Below are 20,907 nucleotides of genomic sequence, written 5' to 3' on the forward strand. Positions count from 1 at the left end.
ACAGCTTCACAGGGGTAACTGCGATGCAGATCTGGATGCAATTATTACTAGGAATCAACAGAAGCTTTAGGATTAAGCTAATTCTTAGCCTGTCCCTCATCATTTTACTTGCTTTCGGTGTAACCGGTTACTTGACCTATACGTATAACTTAAAGCTCTTTGAGGAAGAGATCAGCAAGCAGTTTTCTCGAACAAATGAAGAAGCACTGGCTAAGATGGAGCTTAAAGTTCAGGAGATTGTTCGCGTCTCACAGACGGTGGTGTTTAATCCGCAAATTGAAAAGCTTATCAGGCGGATCAATTCACAAGAAGACACTGATGCCTTTAATTTGTACTATGATAAAAAGCAAATCGAAGAGCAAATTTTTCAAATCAAGTCGGACGCGCCCTATATTACGGGCATGTACTTATATGATTTAAACGGGAACCCTTCCTATTTCAGCTACACCACCTCATCTATCAATAACATGGATGCTTCTACGTTTCAAACGATTCAATCCAAGCTAAGCAATACTTATGGGAATCTAGCTTGGATGAGTATGTCTCTTCCGAGCTCCATTGAACCTAGCGGGTTCAGAAAGACGATCATTATCGCCCGCCTGATGAAAAATAGCTCTTTGAACACGTATGGTGTGCTCGTCATGGCCGTCGATGAATCTTTCTTTGCAAGCTCTCTCAAGGAGTTAACGAAGGACGGTACGGGCGAAGTTTATTTGTTCAATGAAAATAAAGAATTACTATACAGCAACTCCTTACAGGAAACTGCCGAGAAGGAGCAGCAGTTGAGGAATCTCAACGAAACCCAGGTAATGAACAATCATCTATACGTGCAAGGAGAGTCCAAAGCAACTTCTTTCAAGCTCGTCAGCAGTACTTCTCTTTCCGAAATTCAAGCTAAAAACAAAGACTTGTCCAAGAGAATCGTATATACCGGCTTGATCAGCATTCTTCTGACCAGTGTGTTAATCGTACTATCCACAGGTAAGCTGCTGAGACCGCTCAAGGACTTGCTCCTAGGACTGCGTAAGGTTCGATCCGGCGATTTTGATACACGTATTGAAATTCGAACAAAAGATGAGCTGGCTTATATCGCTGAAAGCTTTAACGCAATGGCCGAACAGGTTGGCCGGCTCATTAAGGAAGTTTATTTAACGCAGTTAAGTGAACGAGAAGCCGAGCTCAAAGCCCTGCAGGTACAGCTAAATCCTCATTTTCTGCACAATATGTTTAACGAGATTTATTGGAAGCTTTATTTACAAAACGAGAAGGAAACGGCAGCCTTGATCGCCACCATCTCGGAAATGCTCAAGTACTCACTGATGCCCGTTCGGACATTAACAACCGTAAGAGAAGAGTTTCAGCAAATTCGCAATTATGTGAAGCTGCAAACCGAACTCTTCGAAACAGATTTGGAAACCATTATTCAAGCCGACGAACAAATATTGGACAGCGAAATCATGCGATTCCTACTCCAACCGCTCGTAGAAAATGTCTTCGTGCATGGCTTCCGCAATAAGGTATCACACAAAGTTTTATTAATTCGAGCGCGAAATAACGATGGTTTTCTGGAAATTGAAGTGACGGATAATGGCTGCGGCATGGATGAGACAGCGATTTCTTTACTGCTAGGGCCAAAGGGTACTTCTTTGCCACAGCGCTCAGATGGACGGGAAAGCCTAGGGGTTCGCAGTGTCGTGAGACGAATTGAACTTGTTTACGGTCAGCCTTATCGGCTGGAAGTGAGCAGCGTAGTGGATAGCGGAACGACGATGCGCCTCATTCTGCCAAATACAACCACGAGAAAGGAGATCAGTGAACATGCTGAAGGGTAACGTGTTGATTGTCGAAGATCAGCCTAATTTCCGTAAGGGATTAATAAAAATGTTTGAGGAGGGGCAGCTTGGGTGGAACGTTGTCGGCGAGGCCAGCAATGGACAAGATGCACTTGCGTTGTTGGATGAAGTCAAGCCTGATCTCGTACTCACGGATATCCGTATGCCGATCATGGATGGAATCGAGTTTGTGGGCCATCTCAGGCAGCATCATCCTGATCTTTTGGTCATCATACTGACAGGCTACAAAAACTTCGAATATGCTCAGGCGGCTGTAAGGCTTGGCGCACTTGATCTCATCATCAAACCATGCACAGAACAAGATGTAAGAGAGGTGATGAGTAAAGCATCCGAGCGTTTCTATGAAAAATATGCACAGCTTCAGCAACAGCAAGTTCAGCGCAAATTGCAGCAGGATCAAGAGCTTCGTGCGGCTTTATTGGACCTGCCTTCCACCTACGAAGCTTTGAAAAGTATGGATGAAGTCCTCACTGCTAAGGAATTATGGTTGTTACAGCTGAACAATGAGGACTTAGCCGCAAAAGACTACGGAAAAAGCGACATGAGTTTACTGCAATTTGCTTTCTCCAATATCGTCGAGGAACTAATGAAGGGAGCAGGAATCGATGCCCGCCTCCTCCTGGTTGAGCATGATCGCTTCGTCTTAATCGCCGAGCAGGGTGTGGATGCGCATTTACATGAAGCGATACAATCGGCTTCTTTCGACTATTTGACCCTACGTGTGGACGTTCAGCCGATGGGAATCGCGCCCTCTTTCAAGCACCTGGCCGACTTGTATGAGAGATTCAAAGGGATTGAATCTGCAGGTTCAGACACGCAACGTGAAGGTAAAGAAACAGGCTCCGGAATGACACTGTCCTTAAATCAGGCCAAAGTCAACGAGCTAGAAGTGCAGCTGATGTCTGCCATTTTGATAGGACAGGAAGACAGTCTTCAATTGCTTTTGGACCGGGTACTCGCCGAACTCTCGCATCAAACGACCGAAGAAATGAAGATTCAAGCCTTATCGCTTTCGATTGCTCTGCTTGGAACCATCCAGAAACAATTCGACTCTGATAGAAAAGAATCTTTGGCAAGAATACCGAACGATATGCCACAATCCCATTGGACTTCGGAGGAAGTGATTCAGTGGGCTGACGAGCAGGTGAAGAATTTCTTACTTCTGTTTAACAGCTGGCAAGCGTCCAAAAGCGATAATCTCATTGAGAGAGCTACCAAATATATCGAGGAGCATTACAACGAAGAATGTCGCTTGACGGATGTAGCGGCCCATATTCACCTTAATTCAAGTTATTTTAGCGTCTTGTTTAAAAAGGCTACTGGCGAAAGCTTCACGCGTTACGTTACCCGACTCCGCATGGACAAAGCCGCGCTGCTGCTCCGGAATACCGATATGAAAATATTCGAAATTGCTTGTGCAATAGGTTTTGACGAACCGAATTACTTTACGAATGTATTTAAGCAGCAATACCATATGTCCCCGAAGGAATACCGAAATCATCGGTGAAAACGAGGCTTTCTTTATGGTTAAAACCTTAGAGAGAGTCTCTTTGAAATTAAATTTCAAATTTCACGAGAATCCTGACATAAACCGACAATTATCTAACACTTTTTCGTTTATAATTTATAAGGATGAGTTTCTGTTCATCGAACAAGGTTAATATGTAGCGGGTTTATTACGCAAATCATTGCTATTCCATCTATCAGTCGGGAGTGTTTTCTGTTGGTCATCAGGATAATCAAACATGTTTTCATCCCCTTTATTTGTTGTTTTACCATAATATCATCTTTGGCTATGGATAAAGCTCCAAGTACCGTTGCCGTCATTCTACTAGGCTGCTCTTATTATCTCAGCATTGTTTTCGATAATAAGTTTCCCTCCTTACAGAAATTTCAGTTTGTATTCCTCGCCCTATTTCACTGGTCTAGTCATTTGAATTGGTGTCTGATCCTGTATTATATATTAATTGGATTCTCCATCCAAAAAAGAGAGCGATACACGCACATCATACGAATTGCGCTCATGTATATATTACTTTATACCGTTATTCGGTTATCTTACGTACCATTTACGAACTACAACCTCTTTGTTTCCATCTATGACATCATTAGCTCTGTTGTATTTGTGCTTCTTCTTCAATATGTCCACAAATCCGAATTAGAAAAGAAACGCTTGAGAAAAGAAAATAACTTTTTAATCACACATGACCCGCTTACTGGACTGCTAAATTATGAAGGGTACGTAACTGCCGTTCAAGATCTTATCCATAAAAAGTGCAATTTTGTTTTAATTTTACTGGATTTTCAAGATTTTAAATCTGTGAATAATGAAAGTATTTGTACAGGAAATGAGATATTAACCCAGATATCGCTTTTATTGGGCAAGTTGTTCTATAATTCACATGCAATGTCACGTTATGCCGGGGATCGCTTTGCTATTATTCTGCCTTCAAAAGAAAACCTCATATCTAACCTTAGCGAATTGCTAGATCCGAATACTTTAGGACTTCAAGTCACTTATAGCTTTGCACAATTTCCACAAGAGGCAGTTACAAAGGAAGCGTTAATCTCTATTGCAGAGGACCGGTTATTCCAGAGCAAACGAGATGTATGGCTCAAACGTGAGGATCATTTGTTTCGCTCCGAGAAAATGAAGATGGTAGGCGAATTGGCAGCAGGAATGGCTCATGAAATTCGAAACCCCCTAACCACAATAAAAGGCTTCATGCAAATATCTACGAACCATGACTACAATATCCATCCTTGGTTTGATATTATCATGAGTGAGATTAGGAGAATGAATGAACTGACAGCAGAATTTTTGCAATTTTCCAAACCACATCTCAGCAACATGAAACAAGAATTACTAACCGACTGTATAGACAGAGTGTTGTCTTTAGCCGAGTCAGATGCGCTTTACCGTGGACATAAGATCATTTTTGAAGATACCAAGGAATCCTTATATGTTTTTATTGACCGGGACAAAATTGTTCAAGTACTGTTAAATCTTATTCAGAATGCTTTTGAAGCGATGAAACAACCGGGAGATATACACGTTCGAATTAAGCAGGAGGAACATGCTGCCATCATTGAAGTTGAAGATTCCGGTGATGGTATTTCAGAAAGTGATTTAGAAAAAATTTTCATTCCCTTTTATACCACCAAAGAAGCAGGTACCGGTCTAGGTCTCTCGATATGCCAAAAAATTGCATTAGATCACGGCGGGTCGCTGGAAGTTAAAAGTACGATCGGCCTAGGCTCCATATTTAGCTTTAAACTGCCAACCGTTTGAGTTTAGTTTAATTGCATCGGCTAGGAAAACAATAAAAGCAGGTAGGGACTACTCCCGACCTGCCGGCAATTGACTACGCTTAGTTAAGATTGTTGTGTGGCCTCAATTTCAATTGAAATCTTAACCTCGTCACCGATCAGCACACCGCCAGTTTCCAATACCGCATTATAGGTTAACCCATAATCAGCTCTTTTGATACTCCCCAGTGCACTAAATCCAACCTTTTCATTGCCCCACGGATCCTTGCCGGCACCTTCGAAACTAACCGAAAATGTTTCAGATTGCGTTATACCGTGAAGCGACAGGTTACCGGTTACTTCGTATTCCCCATCATTTGTCTTTGTAATTCCCGTAGACTGGAATGTCATCGTGGGATGTTTCTCGATATCAAAGAAATCGGCCGAACGCAGATGTGCATCCCGATCCGTATTCCGCGTGTTAATGCTGTTTAAGTCAACATGGAAGAGAATATCAGCTGAGGAAAGATCTAACGCATCCGCTTCAATATGTGCCTCGAAAGCATGGAATGAACCTTTTACCTTTGCAATCATCATGTGCCTAACTGAGAAGTCAATGCTGCTGTGACTTGCGTCTACTGCCCACTTCGATTTCGTCATAAAACGACCTCCTTAATAGTATTAACTCATTAAAAATAACTCGCTAACTAATGTATATTCGAATTACTTAGTATTATGCTAGCTCCCTTCATATCTTCAACCTAATAATCCCACCGATTCTGCTAAAAGCTCAACCAAATGAACAGCCCGAACTTGGCCAGCTAATCCCGAGTTCTTTGATCATTCACGACTCTTCCCCCTCTAGAGATATTTAATAAGATTCCGATACTTGCCATACTAATAAGTAAAGAAGATCCCCCATAGCTAATTAAAGGAAGAGGAACTCCAGTAATGGGGATACTCCCTGTAACGCCGCCTAGATTAATGAGTGCTTGAACAGCGATAAGAGATACTATTCCTATACCCATTAAAGTTCCGAACAAATCAGGACATCTCAATGCGACAACGATGCCTCTCCAGATAAACAAGATATAAATGATTAAAAAAATGAAACATCCAATAAAGCCGAACTCTTCTCCTATTGTTGCAAAGATAAAATCCGTATGAGCTTCAGGTAAGTAAAGCAACTTCTCTACCCCCTTGCCGAACCCCGCTCCCGTCCACCCCCCATGTCCGAGTGCTATTAAAGACTGAACTAATTGATAGGACGAGTCCTGAGCATCATTCCATGGATGAAGATAAGCTGTGAACCTTTGAAGCCTGTAGCTCTTAGCAAGGACAATTCCAACTGCAATAGGAAGCAGGGAAAGACTAACAACGAACAATTGCAAAAGGCTTGCCCCACCAGTAACAATTACAATGGAGGCAGCGATAAGAATCACGAGGTCGGAGCCTATGTCCGGCTGAAGCATAATTAATCCCAGAACAAGACCAACGATGATAAATAGAGGGAGTAGACCCTTTTTGAATTGCTGAATATAATCTCCCTTTTTACTGATTAGAGCCGATAAATAGATGATTAATCCAAGTTTAGCAAACTCAGTAGGCTGGATACCAAAAGAACCGACACCAAACCAACTGCGATGTCCGTTAACCTTCGCACCGAACACAACAACAAGCCCTAATAAAATAAGAATCAACACAAAAATTGGACGAGACCACTTTTGAAACATTTGATAGGGAACATTCATTACGATCAGCATTGCAATTGTACCAATAAGCCCCCATATAGCTTGTCTTTCCGTAAAGTAAATAAAAGAATGAAACTTCCATGAGGCTGATGCTTCACTAGAGCTAAACACCATTATGATACCAAAGCCAACAAGCATACTTGTTAATAACAAAAGCAAAAAATCAGGTCGTCCCCTTAAAGATTTCTTCAGCCTGCTCGCCTCCGTCTACAAACTTACATTTCATCGTACTTTTATATTTTCGTATTTATGTTAATAAATGATTATAGAAACACCCTGACAGAGTGAGGTCGAGCATCATGAAATGGAAACGTTGGCTGTTCAAGTATGTATTTCTAATCTTTACGACAATATTAATGACTTTCTATATGACCAGAACGATTGGTACTATGTACATCGAGGAATTAAACAAAGAATTTCACATTTCTAACCCGACTTTTTTAAATATAACAAACAATCAAACCAATTCTACTAACGAACTTCTAACACCAGAGAAGTTAGTGGAAATCAAGCAACACATGTCTACTGAAGATAAAGTTAAAATTTATTCACTTATCACCTCAAAACTACCACAAAGTGATATTCAGAATATCTCGTCTCTCATCGAAGATGGCCTTACAAAGGAAAAACTTAACAAAATTCAAAAAATTCTAAACCAGTACTTGAACGAACAGGAGTATTCAGAACTGATATCGATTTTTAGCAAATATTAGTTCGTATCATCTCCAGTAAAAATTCTTAGGTTTGTGCGACCCATTTTGTTCCATAACCATACTTTTTTGCTCTCGGGTGCATCGGTTACTAGTCTAGAATCATAGGTTTATTTTCCTTTGATTCAGGAGTCATTTGTTTTTTTCTTGTTCCTATTCGTCTATAGGTCATCAAAGTTATTAAAAATATAACTTCTACGATCAATATACCTCCGATAACATCGAAAATAACATGTTGTTTAACAAATACTGTAGAAACTATGATTGTAGCGCCAAACAAATAGATAAATAAACGTGTTATTCTTTGTTTTATCTGACTATGAAATACACCTTTCATAACCAAATAACATCCAATCACATGAATACTTGGAAAACAATCAAAAGGTAGATCATGTTGATATACCCAAGATACTAACCTACTTAACCAATCATTTCCGATATTAATTGGTCGCGGTACTGTGGTTTGATAACAAAAAAAAATAATATTACTTACGATGAGACAAAAATTGTATGATGTTAATGTTACATAATAGGCTATCCGATCCGATATACAAAGAAAAATGTAGGAAAAAAGAAGATAAGGATACCATGCAATATAGGGTAGGATGAATATTTTAAGATATGGGATATTGTAATCAAATAAAGTAATAAGGGAGTGCACGGGATGTTCACTGTTATCCGTCAGACTATACAAAAAGCTTAGAAGTGGAATAGTAAGTATAAATAAAAAAGGAAAATAATAACTTGCATAATTCCGAAATTTACACACGAATGGTCGTTACTCCCTTTGCAACGTAGATAACATGCTATAATAATGTGAGTATACATAATCTTCCTTAATTTTACCTTAAAACATGAGAATCTTAAGTTCCGAAGCTCTTAAAAGCGGGAATGAGTGGACTATTTCAACTTTTGGGTCGGCCGTCATTCGACGGCCGTTCTTTTATTCGTGTAGTCATTTTCACAGGTAATATTTCATATGTGCTAGACGCTCTTGAACTAATTGCACAGCCAAAGCATCATCTACATATCCAATCGGAAATACATAATCCGGGATTATATCAGCTGATAGTATGAAGTAAAGTAAACCGCTCCCCAGCACGGACTTCTCTGCTTCGGAAGTTTCCCCATTACAATAACGTTCATGCATAAGCTTAAGTTGTTCGATAAAAGGTCCGGCACCATTAACCTGATTCACCTTTGCTTGAAAATCCGCCATAATGATTTGACGTCCCTCTTCAGTCTTAGCGTATGCTTCGTATTTTTCCAGTTCACACTTTACTCGTTCTGTTGTAAATTGATGGTCAAACAATCGCGCAGAACCAAGAATATTTTGAATCATCGTAAAGGAATCCTCGATATCTGATTGAGAACTATGCTGCTTTTCCTCGACGTTGTATCCATCTGCTTCTAACAACTGATGTAATTGAAGATCAAGGTGAAGGGCAAATTGCTGTAAATGACTTAATTTGGCTTGTTGTTTCCCGTTCATAATCCGTGAAATCGTTGCAGGATCAATGCCGGTAAGGGTGCCTAATTTACGCATCGATAGCGATTTATTTTCTAATCCGACCTTTAACAGAGGTCCAACTTTAGAGTTCCAAACCAATGTTGATATCCCCCCTATTCCTTTATTCTCCTGATGTGTTGTTGTTTTATCAATAGCATATGCAATAAAACTGCACTTTTCTCAACAAGTTAAATATAATGTATCATCTTAGTTTTAAGGAGTGCATTCATCATGGGTTTGCAGAATTTAATGGCTATAGTTGCCATCGGAATTGCATCGAATTTAGACAATGCCGGTGTTGGGATCGCATATGGTGTAAAGAAAATCCGAATTCCGCTTATCTCCAATATCATCATTGCATTAATGGGGTTTGTTCTCACATTAGTTGGGGGCTTATTCGGAGATTGGGTTTCACTTTGGTTACCAACAATTATTTGTAACGTTATTGGTATGATTGTCCTCGTAATAATAGGTGTTTGGGTATTGTGTCAACCTTTACTAGCCAAAAAGTCAGAAAAGAAACCTCCTACTGACGGCTTGATACTTCGTATTCTGCAAAATCCAGAAAATGCTGATTGGGATGGTTCCAAATCCGTTGGGTTTATTGAATCCATCATTCTTGGGGTCGCATTGTCAATAAATAACTTAGCGGGTGGTTTTGATGCAGGAATTACACATCTCAACGTCTGGGCCACTTCATCCATTTCTGGTATATTCAGTTATATATGTGTTGGTTTATTTTCCTTTCTTGGAGCAAAATTCACATCACATAAGTTAGGACAGCGTGCAAGTATTATTTCTGGTACTCTTCTGATCCTGGTAGGCTTGCATCAAGTGTTAGGTTAAATAATCTCGATAATATACACATAAATTAGGCATTTACATCGAATTAGTCTCAGTCCTATGAATGGTTACTGAAGCAGGGATTGCCATCGGTGCTGGATTAATGGCACATTCCCTTGCTTTAGTAACTTTTGGCGCTGTACATCGGTAACGTGCCATCTTTATATAGCCTTTTTTACCTACATCCACTTTTTCTTTTTGAAAAATGCAATCATAGCCAGAATCACAACGATCATGACAACCCATACATATGCATACCCAAAATCCCAATTGTACTCCGGAATCCCTTTCAAATTCATACCATAAAGACCAACCACAAAGGATAAAGGGAGAAATATCGTGCTCCATATTGTCAATGTCTTCATGATTTCATTCATTCGATCCGCTTTCATGGAAATTTGCATATCAAGCAGACCGTTCAGCGAATCTCGAAACATATCAATGGAATCTACCACCCGTGAGAGATGGTCAAAAACATCCACGAAATATACATCCGCTTCAGGTATTGTGTAAGGAAAGTGCTGATGACTAATACTACCCAATAACGTGCGTTCCTCAATAAAAATTCTCCGTAAAGTATGAGTAGTCCGCTTAAGACGAAAAACCTCCTCTGCTATTTTCGAATAAGGATTTTTGTGAATAGCCTCCTCCCATTCCTCGATCTTATCTTCCATATGGTCGACAACTTGAACGTACTCATCCACGCACCGATCCATGATATGGTATAAAATTTGGGCTGGAAATTCCATTTTTCCTTCGATAGTTTTGAATTCTTCATACAGGTTGTCCAGAACGGGAATATCCTGTTTATAAATAGACACTACATAGTTAGGACCAATGACAAGGGCAATTTCGAGAAGGTCGTGCGACTGATCGATAGCAAAAAAGGAAATAAAAATATGATTCGGATAACGGTCCATTTTAGGGCGTTGATTCAGTTTGATACAATCTTCTACCATAAGTGGATGCCCATCAAGCAACTCTGACAGAACGTGCTTGGTTTCTGTAGGATCTGGAGATTTGAGGCGAATCCAAACCACCTCGTCCTCATTTGGTTTTCTTACCTTTTCCGTGGTTATTTGTTTCGTGATTTTATGATAAATGAGCATTGTGACGTCTCCTCTCATGAACTATACCCCTATTATAAACCGTAGGGAGGATTTTTTCGTTATTTGTTTAAATGACAGAAATTTGGTTCAGACTGACTATTGAATAACATCTGGTGAGGTGAAATCGTCAGTTATTGATGCAGTCTATGGTAAAGGTGAAATATTAAAATAAATGGATTTTTTTGTTGATATCCGAATACTGACTTTAACCATAAAGTGGAGGCTAGTTTGTGGAAAATAGCAATGATGATGTTTCCGAAAAGCTTGAAGAGAATTTGCAACAATTTGTTCATCATGTACCGCGATGGTCATTCTTTATTGTGATAGTAATCATAGGGACGCTACTTTTCATACTACCTGAAAACCTAACATTAGGACCTAGTTGGGTTATACCAGTGATCGCATTAGTCTTGTTGATTCCGATGTATATTTCCATTTTAAAGTCTCAGCAAAAAACAACTCGTATTATTGCTCTGATTATTACAGGCATAGTTACGGCTGGATTGATCAGCAGCGTAGCTTATTTAGTTTATAACTTAATTAAACACACTGGTGGAACTGCGGTAAGTTCGTTCTTTGATGCAGCCATTATTTGGGTAATAAATATCACAATATTTAGTGTTTGGTACTGGGAGATTGATCAAGGCGGTCCCTATTTAAGACATGTGAACAAGACGCAACCGACTGACTTTCTTTTCCCTCAAATGTATTCCGATTCACAATTATGGAAGAATTGGAAACCTGAATTTTTAGATTATTTATTCTTAGCTTTTAACACGACTGCGGCTTTGGGCCCTACTGATACAATGGTTATGTCTAGACGTGCAAAACTTCTTATGAACTTACAGGCATTGCTTTCTTTAGTCACAGTTGCTGTACTGGCTGCTCATGCTATAGGTACGTTATAAATACACTTTTGTGACGGAATTTGATGGGTTCCGGCTGCTTTTGTTGGCGTTTTTTTGTTTGTTTTTACCACTATTTGTCACATTTGCGGACATGTATATTAGCATGCAATACTATGACTATCAACGAAAAAGGAGATGTAATATGCGCAAAATTATCGCTCTACTAATTCTTGCAATTGTTCTTGTTTTATCTGGATGTACAAACACAGCTCCAGTCACATCGAAAGAAACGATGACAACACCACTAGCAAGTATTCAGCCGTCTCCTGTAACACTTACAGAAACAACTACTCCGAAGCCCTTAGAATCCTCTTCTAAAACTGATCAATCAACACCATCAAATGATACAACTTTCTTTTTTACTCAAGCAGGTCAGCATCCTGAGAAATCATTGATCGATGGTATCAACTCGTCTAAGGAATCGCTAGATATTGCAATCTATAGCATAACTCACCCTGACATCGTCAATGCAATTAAAGCGGCAAAGAAACGCGGTGTAAACGTTCGTATGATCACTGATAAAACAGAATTAAAAAGTAAAACGCAGGAAGAGGCTTTAAAACTTTTGGACAGCGCGGGTATACCAATAAAAATAAATAAACATAGTGGGCTTATGCACTTGATGATGACCGTAACTGATAAAAAGGTAGTAAGCACCGGATCATATAATTTTTCGAAAGCCGCCAGTACAACGAATGATGAAGTCCTTGTCGTAATAAGTAATGAAACGGCAGCAAAAGCATTCTCCGAACAGTTTGAACGGATGTGGAATGATACGAAAGGCTTTGAAAAGATTAATAAAAGTATAACGAAATAATGATCCCCCGTTGCCGTAAAGATTGCAACAATAATAAGCCAGCAACTCTTCTTAAAAGAGGGCTGGCTTTAATTGTTTTGATACAATTTTACTCATTGCAGGAATGATGTTAAAAAATAGATGACTCCTACAGTGGAAGTACTTATACTCGCATACCATAATGGCTTTTTTCGTAACAAACTTGAAACAGATGCAAGTACGATTGATATTTGTAATAGCGTTAAAGCTACTCCAGCTTTATGATGTTTTTTTACAAGTACTGCAGTTTCCTTAATCTTTTCATCTCTTGATTTTTCAAGTTCAGTCGCCTTCTCATTAATATCTTTTTTTTCCTTATCATATTTCTTTACATTTGCATCAAACTCACTTTGTATTTCTTTAGTTAGTGGATTTCCAGATGCAGCAAGCGATTTCGATTGGCTTAAAAATATCTCTTCTTTGATTCCTTTAGCTTGATAATAAGCCCATTGATCAGATGCTTGTGATTGAAGTAAAACGACATTGTCCATTTCTAAAAGAGTATCCGTTGTAACTTGACTTTCATTTAAACCAACATAAGCGGTTAAAACGGCATAAATACTTATCGTCACTGCAATAATATTATTGAATTTACTTCGGTCTTTTTCTGCTTTATCTTGTTTTCTTTCACGTTCTTCAATTTCTCTAATTTCTTCTTCAACTTTTTCCAATGGATTTTCAACCCCGAAATTCTCTTCCATTTTATGCTCCTTCTTACCCTCTTTAGTTAGTATACATAAAGTCCCCTTCATGAACTGTACCCCTATTATAAACCGTCCTTATCTGATAAAACAAAAAAGCCGCGGTTTTCGCGGCCATTATTTATTTGAGTTCATATTGTTTCTTAATGTCATTAAGCACTTGATCATTGTCAAACTCTTTCACTATTACATTAGAATGAAGATGGATGGTTTGACCGTCCTTATCGTCGAAGGAAACCCATCCATCTTTCAACTCCACCCAATCATTCTGTATCACCCAGTAACGTGTCGCTTTGTTATTCCCGTCCAGCAAGATGACAACAGAATTGCCATCGAGCGTAGTACCATTTGTATCTATACCAGATCTTTTGAGAAATACCCACTGAAATAATAGACACGCTAGAATCAATGCAGCAACAATTAAAGAAGATATCCATACCATTTTACGATTCATGTTCTCTCCCCCATAATCAAAGATTGTTCATTATTAAGTTGCTACTTGTAAAAAAGGAAACTATGCCTTAAAGGCACGTTCCCTTTAGTTATTATTTTGTTGTAGTAGTGCTTGAACCTGCTTTTATGGTGCTTGCATTCAAAGTAACACTACTCAGCATAGTACCAATTTGTTGTTGAACCGTATAAACTTGCTTTTTTAAATCAATAATTTGCTGCTTATAGGAAACAACTTGTGCGAGAGATTGAACAGCTGCGCTAATGTCACCATTATCTACAGCGGTATTAAATACTTTCCAAGCGCCGTTTCTTTGTTGTTCGGTTGACTTTATAGTACTCCATAACGTTGTTTCTTGTTGTTGTAACGGTTTTAATGTACCAAGTATACTATTGATTTGCTTACGTTCAGCATTAACGCGATCTCTCACATCTTTCACAGAGGCCTCATTACTTTTAATCTGTGCAAAGATCGGCTGTATTTGACTTTTTAGTGCATTAATCTGTAATCTGAGTTCTACTGTTTTCTTTTCGTCTTTCATTTTTCTCGATACTTGGTATTGATGATTCAGCTCATTCCATTGAATAAAAAGGGGCTTATTCGTTTCTCTTAATACTTTATTTTGATCGCTGATAGCCTTTAATTTAGAAATATCCTCTTTACTAACTTGAGAATATAAACCTTTAATTAAACCATAATTAGTATCATGTTGTGCTTTCATAGATACGTCTAAATCTTTCTCTTGTTGTCTAAGATTAAGAAGTTGGTTATAAAGAGGATCAATTTGACTCACATCGTATGTAGCGTATGTAACTGATGTAACTGTTGAATCTCCGTTAGTTACTGTACCTGGTACAGCACTAGTAGGAGTATTTGGGTCATCTGCAAATGCTGTCGAGGCACCCATTGTTAAAATTGCTATTGCCAAGAAAAGAGAAAATACTTTCAATAGTTTACTTTGATTTTTCATTGTCTAATCCTCCTCTAAGTTTTGTGGTTATCGTTTATCGACAAGAGATATAATTGCTGTACCATTATCGCTTGGTATATATTCAACGGATTTATTAAATTGTTCTCCAACAAACCTGAGGGGGACTACGATATGTCCGTTTAAATTTTGTGCAGGAACTTCTAAAGGTGGAACAGCTTGTCCATCAACTATAGCGTTTGTCGAATCCTGTACTAGTGCTACCGTTTTACCCAATAATCTAATATTAGCTGTTAAAGTGTTAGCAACCCAATCAACTTTAGCCCCTAGCTTTTCAGTAATTTTCCGTATTGGAACTAACGTACTTCCGTTGACTATTACAGGATTTACTTCGTCATTTCCATCTTTGAAATCGATTTTGTCACCATTAACAAAAACTGAGATTTTACCTGGATTTTTCGTTTTATATATTGTAACTAATTCTTCATAAATTTCTTTTTGTTCGGGTGCTAAAGATATAGCCTTATGTAGTGCCTCTACTGCTAAATTATTATCATTTGTTAGTTCATACGCTACAGCAAGCCTTAAATAATCTGCCGCATCTGCATTATTCTCAGCAGCAGCCTTTAGCGTAACAAGTTGGTCTTGAGGATTATCCCCTAATTCGGCTTTAATTTCTTCTACAGTCGCTAATTGAGTAGTTGTTCCTAGTGTAGTTGTAATCGGTGACAATACCTGAGTTGAGCTGCTTTGTTCACTTTTCCCAATGTCTTTTAACTTGTTTAGCACACTAGAATTCGATGAGTCTGCAAATACTGATGTTGAGATTGACAATGTTACTAGGACGGTTGCAATACTTAAATATCTTTTCTTCAAAATGAAAACCTTCTTTCTCCTTGTATAAGATTTATTATCGGAATTAATTGCATAAAAATTAAGTAATTCAACAAACTTCACTTCCTTCCACAACAAACAGAGCCGCATTATGTTAAATGGCGGCTCATATCTGAATTGTTCTAGAACGTGTAACGAAAAAGTTACAATTAAAAAAAGAGGTATTATTTTCCTGGTGTGGAAAGGTTAATTGAATCACAAAAGGAGCTTTTCGAATCCGTTAAAGGAGGAACCTTATGCCCATCCATTCCTATGGGGTACTCAAATGTAAAGCGATCGATCGGCGTCTCGGCACAAACGAGAACCCCCATTTCCAGGTGCACGTTACTTCAAATAATGAACACTTTAGGATTGCAATCAATGTCAAGTCGCAGCTGAGCCCGTCCGAATTGTTATACTGTACGATTGAACATTTTCAGCATGTCATTACGGCTGAGTTGCCTGCTTTGCCATTTGGCTTTACGCCGTTATTAAGCAAGCCTGGACATGCGCTCGATTATATCCGCAGCAAACTGTTCGACCGCCGCGACATGGTGCCGCTTGCCTTCGACATACCGGGAAGAAACAACGATCTGAACGAGAAGCTTGACTCCAACATCAAGCGCGCAATGGAGACAGAAGATGCCGTTCTGTATGCATTCGGTGAAAGATGGGGTCCGGAACACGGCAAAGCGGACAAAATTTTCGGATTCAAACTCGGCAACGGCATTCATGATATTCATATGAATCAAGGCAACAGCGGCAGTTTTACGAAAGACGACGGTGTCTATCAAGACGGGGGACTGCTGATTCATTTCCCGTCGGAAGACAGATGGTTTGCCGTATTCCTCGCATTTCAGTCCCAGTCGTGGCATACCGACGATCGGTCGGGACACGCAATCACCGGCCACAAGAAATAATGCTTAGTCCTTAACGAGACCCTATTTTCTTGTTAACGAAGTTCATACTCACACCCTTCTCGTTTGACAAGTGGGGAACTTGTGATAAAATTAACATATGACAAGAAAATATGGTCAACTTGCGGGCTGATTAGACATTACATTGCTAATCGGTCTTTTTTCTTTTCCCATTCGATTAGGAGGCAACAAATGATGAACAATTCTATCCAGTTAAATGCACGGGTTAAGCTAAGTAACTCTCAAATCAATCTACTGAGAAAACAAGGGCATGTTCCGGCAATTGTATATGGTACTGACATTGGCAGTATCGCTGTCACCGTAGGCGAAAAAGAAATACTTTCAACCTTAAAACGGAACCCGCGCGCCATTCTGAATGCAGCTATTCCGGAAAAAGGAAACAAACCGGTATTGATTCAAAATATTCAAAGAGACCCAATCTCCAACAAGATTGTCCACGTTGATTTTTATCAATTGAATATGAACGTAACTATGGATTCGAAAGTAACGATTCACTTCTCCGGTGAACCTTTAGGTGTCAAAGAAGGAGGCATTCTTCAGGTGGAATTGTACGAAGTAGAAGTTCGCTGCATGCCTGATAAATTGCTTAGTGCATTTGAGGTTGATATCAGCGGACTTGGAATAGGCGATCATTTACTCGTTTCTGATCTTGCTTTTCATGAAGGTATAGAGGTTCTATCCGACTCTAGTGCGATGCTTGTCAAAATCTCGCATGCCCATGCCGAGGAAGCCGTCGTCGTTCCAGCCTAACAACAACCAAAGGGAACCCTGTACATTTGTATAGGGTTCCCTTTTTTATTGATTAAAATCTTCATCTTCATGAACAGCTACGATAAAATGTCCAGGGCTCACATTAAAATACTTGCATAACCGCCATATTAGATCTCTCGGATATTGTACCATCTCATCTTTATACATTTTGCGGACAGAATCAAAATGGTAGTCAATATCTTTTGCGAGCTGTCGAATCGATAAGTTTGGATCTTTTGCTCTCATAATCTCTTTTAAATTACTTCGAACCCCCGGCATCCTACACCTCAATATGATCAATTAGAAAAAAGCAAAAAACCCTTATCATCTGCTAAAAATAAGAAAAACCCTTATAAAAAAGGGTTTTCAGTCAATTAAAACCGGGATGCGGTCGGAGGGATTTGAACCCTCACGCCTTGTGAGCGCCACCCCCTCAAGATGATGGAGTGGCTCCTGAAAACTCTGTTATAGTAAGATAATACCTTGATTTAAAGGGCTTGTCTACATTAGTATTATGTTGCAACAAAATCCATTCCTGATTTACACCAAACAGAAGTACCCTATTGCTAATTCATCGGCTTCCCCTTATGTACGATATCAAACTGTTGAAATGGACCCGATATAACGTAAAAAAAGACGATGGCAAGTCGGATTATCCACCGACTACGATCATCTTTAACTTTATTTTTCTGGATTTTTAAATGATGTTTTAATTATCACTATTTTTCATCTAACTTGAATATTTTCGCCATCGCTCCAACTGAGCCTAAAGTACTAACAACATCCGTTGGGATGAAAATTGTTGATGCTGCTCCTTTGGCCATCTCTGAAAGAGCCTCAAAAGACTTATAAGTAAGAATCTCAGAATTAAGACCGGCTTCATTTAGTGCTTGTATTCGTGAACGCTCTGCATTCGCCACAAGTCTAATGGCTTCCGCACGTCCTAAAGCTTCAAGTTCCTGTGACTTTTGTTTTGCTTCAGCGTCAAGAATTTGACGACGCTTCTCCGCTTCCGCTGCAAGTATAACTGCGGATTGTTGCGCTTCTGCACGAAGAACGGTAGCTTGTTTTTCCCCTTCCGCCTGCAATATATTCGCCCGTTTTTCTCGTTCAGCTCTCATTTGCTTTTCCATTGAAGTTTGTATATCGATTGGAATTTCCAGTTGTAAAATTTCTACCCGATCGATTCTCACTCCCCAGTTTTCAGAAGCATTATCTAGTGCTTGACGCAATTCAGCCTGAATTCGATCACGATTCGAAAGAATTTCATCAAGTTCCATTTTACCTATCGTGGAGCGTAAAGCAGAAGCAACAATATTATGAATTCCTTGCACATAATTAGCAATTCCATATGTAGCTAATTTAGGATCAACCACTGAGAAGAAGGTTGCAAGTTCGACACCAATTGCCACGTTATCTTTTGTAATAACTGATTGGGATGGAACTTTCTCTTGCTGAATTCTTAAATCATGTCGACTGCGAATATTATCGATAATTGGGATTATTATGTTAATACCTGCATGAAGTGTTTTATAAAACTTTCCTACTCTTTCAACAATCGCTACGGTTTGTTGAGGAACAATCCTAATTCCTTTAACGATAACAATAACAATAAGAATGATGAGAAAAAGAAATACAATAACCCCTACCATATTACACCTACCCCTTTTTTACATAAAGTTTCGTGACCTTAACATCTATTACTATCGCTTCTTCACCTTCTTTAATCATCTCATCTGCGAATGCACTCCACATATCGGAATTCACTTTAACCAAACCACCCTCACCAGGTTTGATATCACTTATTACGTATGCCTTTTGACCTATTAATTGATTCGGTGAAGGCAACAGTTCATTAGATGAAGGTATTAGCTTGCGTGCAATAGGTAGCAAAAAAAACATATATCAAAAAGGCAAAGGCAATAAACACACATAGCTGTATCAGAATAGAAAAATGGAATATTGCAGTGATCATTGAAATTAAAGCACTGGCTGCTAGAACTAACATGTAAAAAGCACCTGTATTAAGTTCGAAAATCACAAATAAAACGGCTAAAATAAGCCAAATTAACCAAAGCAATTTGTTTCCGCACCTCGCTTTCAGCATCTATTCCATGTTAAGATTTATGTGATATCATGCTTGACTATGTCAATAAAAAAGACAAAGGAGGCGGTTACTTATGAACGAAAAATACTCCTTACGCGGCCTCTATAGGGGTTTCATTCTTTTCTATGCCACCACCTGGAAAATTCCAAACCTAACGAACGAGTAGAAATTTTAAGCGTCAAACAGCCCCCACCTTGTCATCAAGTTGAGGGCTGTTCTATGTTGTAATCAAGACATGAATAACGCGACAAGTCAATGGCAGTGAGGGCGACCAAGGCAGCAAGTTGTCCAGCGCTTCTGGATCTGTTGGATCGGGAAGCTGCGGAAGTTGCTCAAAGATTTACTAAGTTGCCGAAGCCTATTTCCAGAAATGTGTAGACCGATACAATTCGTATCGACATCAGAAGGCGGCGAGGTTAGTGTCACAGAAGGAAGCTCTGGAAGGCATTTCACTGCACGCATGTTTAGTGAAACGTTTTTCGTTTTCTTTGGAATTACTCGAGACTGCTACCAAACCCCACTGAAAAATGGGTCTGGACATGTTCACTAAACCAAGCAAAAAGGCCAAGCTCACATATAATATGGACATCATAAAGAAAAGAGTTGATGCAGATGCCATCTATAATCGGTGCCTCTAAAGTAGTCACTAACTCAGGGACCATAATCAACGGTGAATCGTTAATAATTATGGCGCCAACTCAAATCTCTAAATCATTCAATGGTGCCGGCGCCGGCGTTACTGGTGCCCACGCCATGACGTTTTCTTTCTTTAGTGCAACGATAACATTGATTCAGAGCGGTAATGGAGAGTTATCAAAGTATCGAAGAAAGCGCTCTGGAACTGGCTAGAAGGTAAGTAAACACGAAATGGGTATCGAAGTGGGGGTATAGACCTAGTGCGAAACCATCCACTTGACCATATATTGGTATTGCCAGCCAGCACACTTAGCACTCACTCGTCACCCCAACAACGAGAAAAACAAAAACGGTCTGTATTCGCATCTATTTCGCGATAAGACCGTTTTTGTTTTTGTGTGATGTTGGTTTAAATTGCAAAAGTCATTAAGATAATAACCAAAAGAATAAAAAGAACCAAAACAGCTGCTGAGCTAGAACCAACACCATAACCTGCACAACTTCCACTCATATTTACTCATTCCCCTCAAGTGAATTTTCATTACGGTATAATCATACGCTCGGTACATAGTGATTGATTGGACGTATGCCACTGGGAGGCAACCGAAAAACGCAAACCGGGACGCAAGTCCAGAAAAAGGGGGAAGGTTGTAGGATTAAGGTTGTGATAATGGCAATTTTAGCAACCTTGATCTCAAGAATCGATCATTTCATCCTCAGTCCATTCTTTGCTTAACTCTGCCTTCAGAACATCT

24 protein-coding genes are annotated in these 20,907 nt (G+C 39.3%); 10 read left to right on the forward strand and 14 right to left on the reverse strand.

Annotated features, from left to right (window positions below; translation table 11 throughout):
• Positions 1-23 precede the first annotated feature (23 nt).
• From BLT91_RS07175 to BLT91_RS07185, 3 genes are all read left to right on the forward strand, one after another.
• Positions 24-1,832, forward strand: a complete 1,809-nt coding sequence (locus BLT91_RS07175; RefSeq protein ID WP_090818705.1) for a sensor histidine kinase — start codon at positions 24-26, stop codon at positions 1,830-1,832.
• Positions 1,819-3,360, forward strand: a complete 1,542-nt coding sequence (locus tag BLT91_RS07180; RefSeq protein WP_090818708.1) for a response regulator transcription factor — start codon at positions 1,819-1,821, stop codon at positions 3,358-3,360. Before BLT91_RS07175 ends, BLT91_RS07180 begins: the two co-directional genes overlap by 14 nt.
• Positions 3,361-4,026: 666 nt before the next feature.
• A complete protein-coding gene (locus tag BLT91_RS07185; protein WP_254776817.1) occupies positions 4,027-5,145 on the forward strand; it encodes an ATP-binding protein in 1,119 nt (372 codons plus the stop codon).
• Positions 5,146-5,228: 83 nt separating this feature from the next.
• Here the strand turns inward: BLT91_RS07185 and BLT91_RS07190 are convergent, their stop codons facing one another.
• Both BLT91_RS07190 and ftsW read right to left on the reverse strand, forming a co-directional pair.
• The gene (locus BLT91_RS07190; protein ID WP_090818713.1) at positions 5,229-5,762 is read right to left on the reverse strand and encodes a YceI family protein; all 534 of its coding nucleotides are present in this window, start codon (positions 5,760-5,762) and stop codon (positions 5,229-5,231) included.
• Between the two features lie 161 nt (positions 5,763-5,923).
• A complete protein-coding gene (gene ftsW, locus BLT91_RS07195) occupies positions 5,924-7,012 on the reverse strand; it encodes a putative lipid II flippase FtsW (protein WP_302847464.1) in 1,089 nt (362 codons plus the stop codon).
• 140 nt (positions 7,013-7,152) lie between these two features.
• On the opposite strand from ftsW, the gene BLT91_RS07200 reads away from it, so the two are divergent.
• A complete protein-coding gene (locus tag BLT91_RS07200; RefSeq protein WP_090818719.1) occupies positions 7,153-7,566 on the forward strand; it encodes a hypothetical protein in 414 nt (137 codons plus the stop codon).
• Positions 7,567-7,654: 88 nt separating this feature from the next.
• On the opposite strand, the gene BLT91_RS07205 is transcribed toward BLT91_RS07200, so the two are convergent.
• Positions 7,655-8,332: a phosphatase PAP2 family protein gene (locus tag BLT91_RS07205; RefSeq protein WP_090818722.1), complete on the reverse strand. Its 678-nt coding sequence runs from the start codon at positions 8,330-8,332 to the stop codon at positions 7,655-7,657.
• Positions 8,333-8,524: 192 nt separating this feature from the next.
• Positions 8,525-9,181, reverse strand: a complete 657-nt coding sequence (locus BLT91_RS07210; protein ID WP_090818726.1) for a DUF1232 domain-containing protein — start codon at positions 9,179-9,181, stop codon at positions 8,525-8,527.
• Between the two features lie 123 nt (positions 9,182-9,304).
• On the opposite strand from BLT91_RS07210, the gene ytaF reads away from it, so the two are divergent.
• Positions 9,305-9,919, forward strand: coding sequence for a sporulation membrane protein YtaF (gene ytaF, locus BLT91_RS07215; RefSeq protein ID WP_090818729.1), 615 nt, complete (start codon positions 9,305-9,307; stop codon positions 9,917-9,919).
• Positions 9,920-9,952: 33 nt separating this feature from the next.
• On the opposite strand, the gene BLT91_RS33475 is transcribed toward ytaF, so the two are convergent.
• Both BLT91_RS33475 and corA read right to left on the reverse strand, forming a co-directional pair.
• Entirely contained in the window at positions 9,953-10,075 is a 123-nt protein-coding gene (locus BLT91_RS33475) for a hypothetical protein (RefSeq protein ID WP_302847465.1), read from the reverse strand.
• A 20-nt stretch (positions 10,076-10,095) separates the two neighbouring features.
• Positions 10,096-11,043, reverse strand: coding sequence for a magnesium/cobalt transporter CorA (corA, locus tag BLT91_RS07220; protein ID WP_254776819.1), 948 nt, complete (start codon positions 11,041-11,043; stop codon positions 10,096-10,098).
• 212 nt (positions 11,044-11,255) lie between these two features.
• Here corA and BLT91_RS07225 point away from each other — a divergent pair, with 212 nt between their 5' ends.
• On the forward strand, positions 11,256-11,933 hold the full coding sequence (locus tag BLT91_RS07225) for a DUF1345 domain-containing protein (RefSeq protein ID WP_090818735.1): 678 nt from the start codon (positions 11,256-11,258) through the stop codon (positions 11,931-11,933).
• A 142-nt stretch (positions 11,934-12,075) separates the two neighbouring features.
• Positions 12,076-12,750 carry a phospholipase D-like domain-containing protein gene (locus tag BLT91_RS07230; protein ID WP_090818738.1) on the forward strand — a complete coding sequence of 225 codons (675 nt, stop codon included), beginning with the start codon at positions 12,076-12,078 and terminating at the stop codon, positions 12,748-12,750.
• Between the two features lie 92 nt (positions 12,751-12,842).
• Here the strand turns inward: BLT91_RS07230 and BLT91_RS07235 are convergent, their stop codons facing one another.
• The 4 genes from BLT91_RS07235 to BLT91_RS07250 all read right to left on the reverse strand — a co-directional run bounded on the left by BLT91_RS07235 (position 12,843) and on the right by BLT91_RS07250 (position 15,817).
• Positions 12,843-13,520 (reverse strand): DUF4337 domain-containing protein, encoded by a 678-nt coding sequence (locus BLT91_RS07235; RefSeq protein ID WP_090818742.1) that lies wholly within the window; start codon positions 13,518-13,520, stop codon positions 12,843-12,845.
• 70 nt (positions 13,521-13,590) lie between these two features.
• Complete coding sequence (locus tag BLT91_RS07240; RefSeq protein ID WP_090818745.1) at positions 13,591-13,923, reverse strand: hypothetical protein; 333 nt, start codon at positions 13,921-13,923, stop codon at positions 13,591-13,593.
• Between the two features lie 91 nt (positions 13,924-14,014).
• Positions 14,015-14,890: a hypothetical protein gene (locus BLT91_RS07245; protein ID WP_090818747.1), complete on the reverse strand. Its 876-nt coding sequence runs from the start codon at positions 14,888-14,890 to the stop codon at positions 14,015-14,017.
• A gap of 27 nt (positions 14,891-14,917) precedes the next feature.
• The gene (locus tag BLT91_RS07250) at positions 14,918-15,817 is read right to left on the reverse strand and encodes a stalk domain-containing protein (protein ID WP_217635186.1); all 900 of its coding nucleotides are present in this window, start codon (positions 15,815-15,817) and stop codon (positions 14,918-14,920) included.
• A 161-nt stretch (positions 15,818-15,978) separates the two neighbouring features.
• Here BLT91_RS07250 and BLT91_RS07255 point away from each other — a divergent pair, with 161 nt between their 5' ends.
• The gene (locus BLT91_RS07255) at positions 15,979-16,641 is read left to right on the forward strand and encodes a DUF2278 family protein (RefSeq protein WP_090818752.1); all 663 of its coding nucleotides are present in this window, start codon (positions 15,979-15,981) and stop codon (positions 16,639-16,641) included.
• Positions 16,642-16,830: 189 nt separating this feature from the next.
• Positions 16,831-17,409 carry a 50S ribosomal protein L25 gene (locus tag BLT91_RS07260; RefSeq protein ID WP_090818754.1) on the forward strand — a complete coding sequence of 193 codons (579 nt, stop codon included), beginning with the start codon at positions 16,831-16,833 and terminating at the stop codon, positions 17,407-17,409.
• Between the two features lie 45 nt (positions 17,410-17,454).
• Here BLT91_RS07260 and BLT91_RS07265 read toward each other — a convergent pair whose 3' ends face one another.
• From BLT91_RS07265 to BLT91_RS33810, 3 genes are all read right to left on the reverse strand, one after another.
• The gene (locus BLT91_RS07265) at positions 17,455-17,688 is read right to left on the reverse strand and encodes a helix-turn-helix domain-containing protein (protein WP_090818757.1); all 234 of its coding nucleotides are present in this window, start codon (positions 17,686-17,688) and stop codon (positions 17,455-17,457) included.
• 440 nt (positions 17,689-18,128) lie between these two features.
• Positions 18,129-19,061: an SPFH domain-containing protein gene (locus BLT91_RS07270; protein WP_090818760.1), complete on the reverse strand. Its 933-nt coding sequence runs from the start codon at positions 19,059-19,061 to the stop codon at positions 18,129-18,131.
• A 7-nt stretch (positions 19,062-19,068) separates the two neighbouring features.
• Entirely contained in the window at positions 19,069-19,311 is a 243-nt protein-coding gene (locus BLT91_RS33810) for an NfeD family protein (RefSeq protein WP_090818763.1), read from the reverse strand.
• Positions 19,312-20,128: 817 nt separating this feature from the next.
• Here BLT91_RS33810 and BLT91_RS33815 point away from each other — a divergent pair.
• Positions 20,129-20,365 (forward strand): spore germination protein, encoded by a 237-nt coding sequence (locus tag BLT91_RS33815; RefSeq protein ID WP_175532136.1) that lies wholly within the window; start codon positions 20,129-20,131, stop codon positions 20,363-20,365.
• Positions 20,366-20,561: 196 nt separating this feature from the next.
• On the opposite strand, the gene BLT91_RS32670 is transcribed toward BLT91_RS33815, so the two are convergent.
• On the reverse strand, positions 20,562-20,663 hold the full coding sequence (locus BLT91_RS32670) for a YjcZ family sporulation protein (protein ID WP_254776821.1): 102 nt from the start codon (positions 20,661-20,663) through the stop codon (positions 20,562-20,564).
• Positions 20,664-20,907: the final 244 nt, after the last annotated feature.

Origin of the sequence: Paenibacillus sp. yr247 (assembly GCF_900103825.1) — a bacterium.
In the GTDB taxonomy this organism is placed as follows: domain Bacteria; phylum Bacillota; class Bacilli; order Paenibacillales; family NBRC-103111; genus Paenibacillus_E.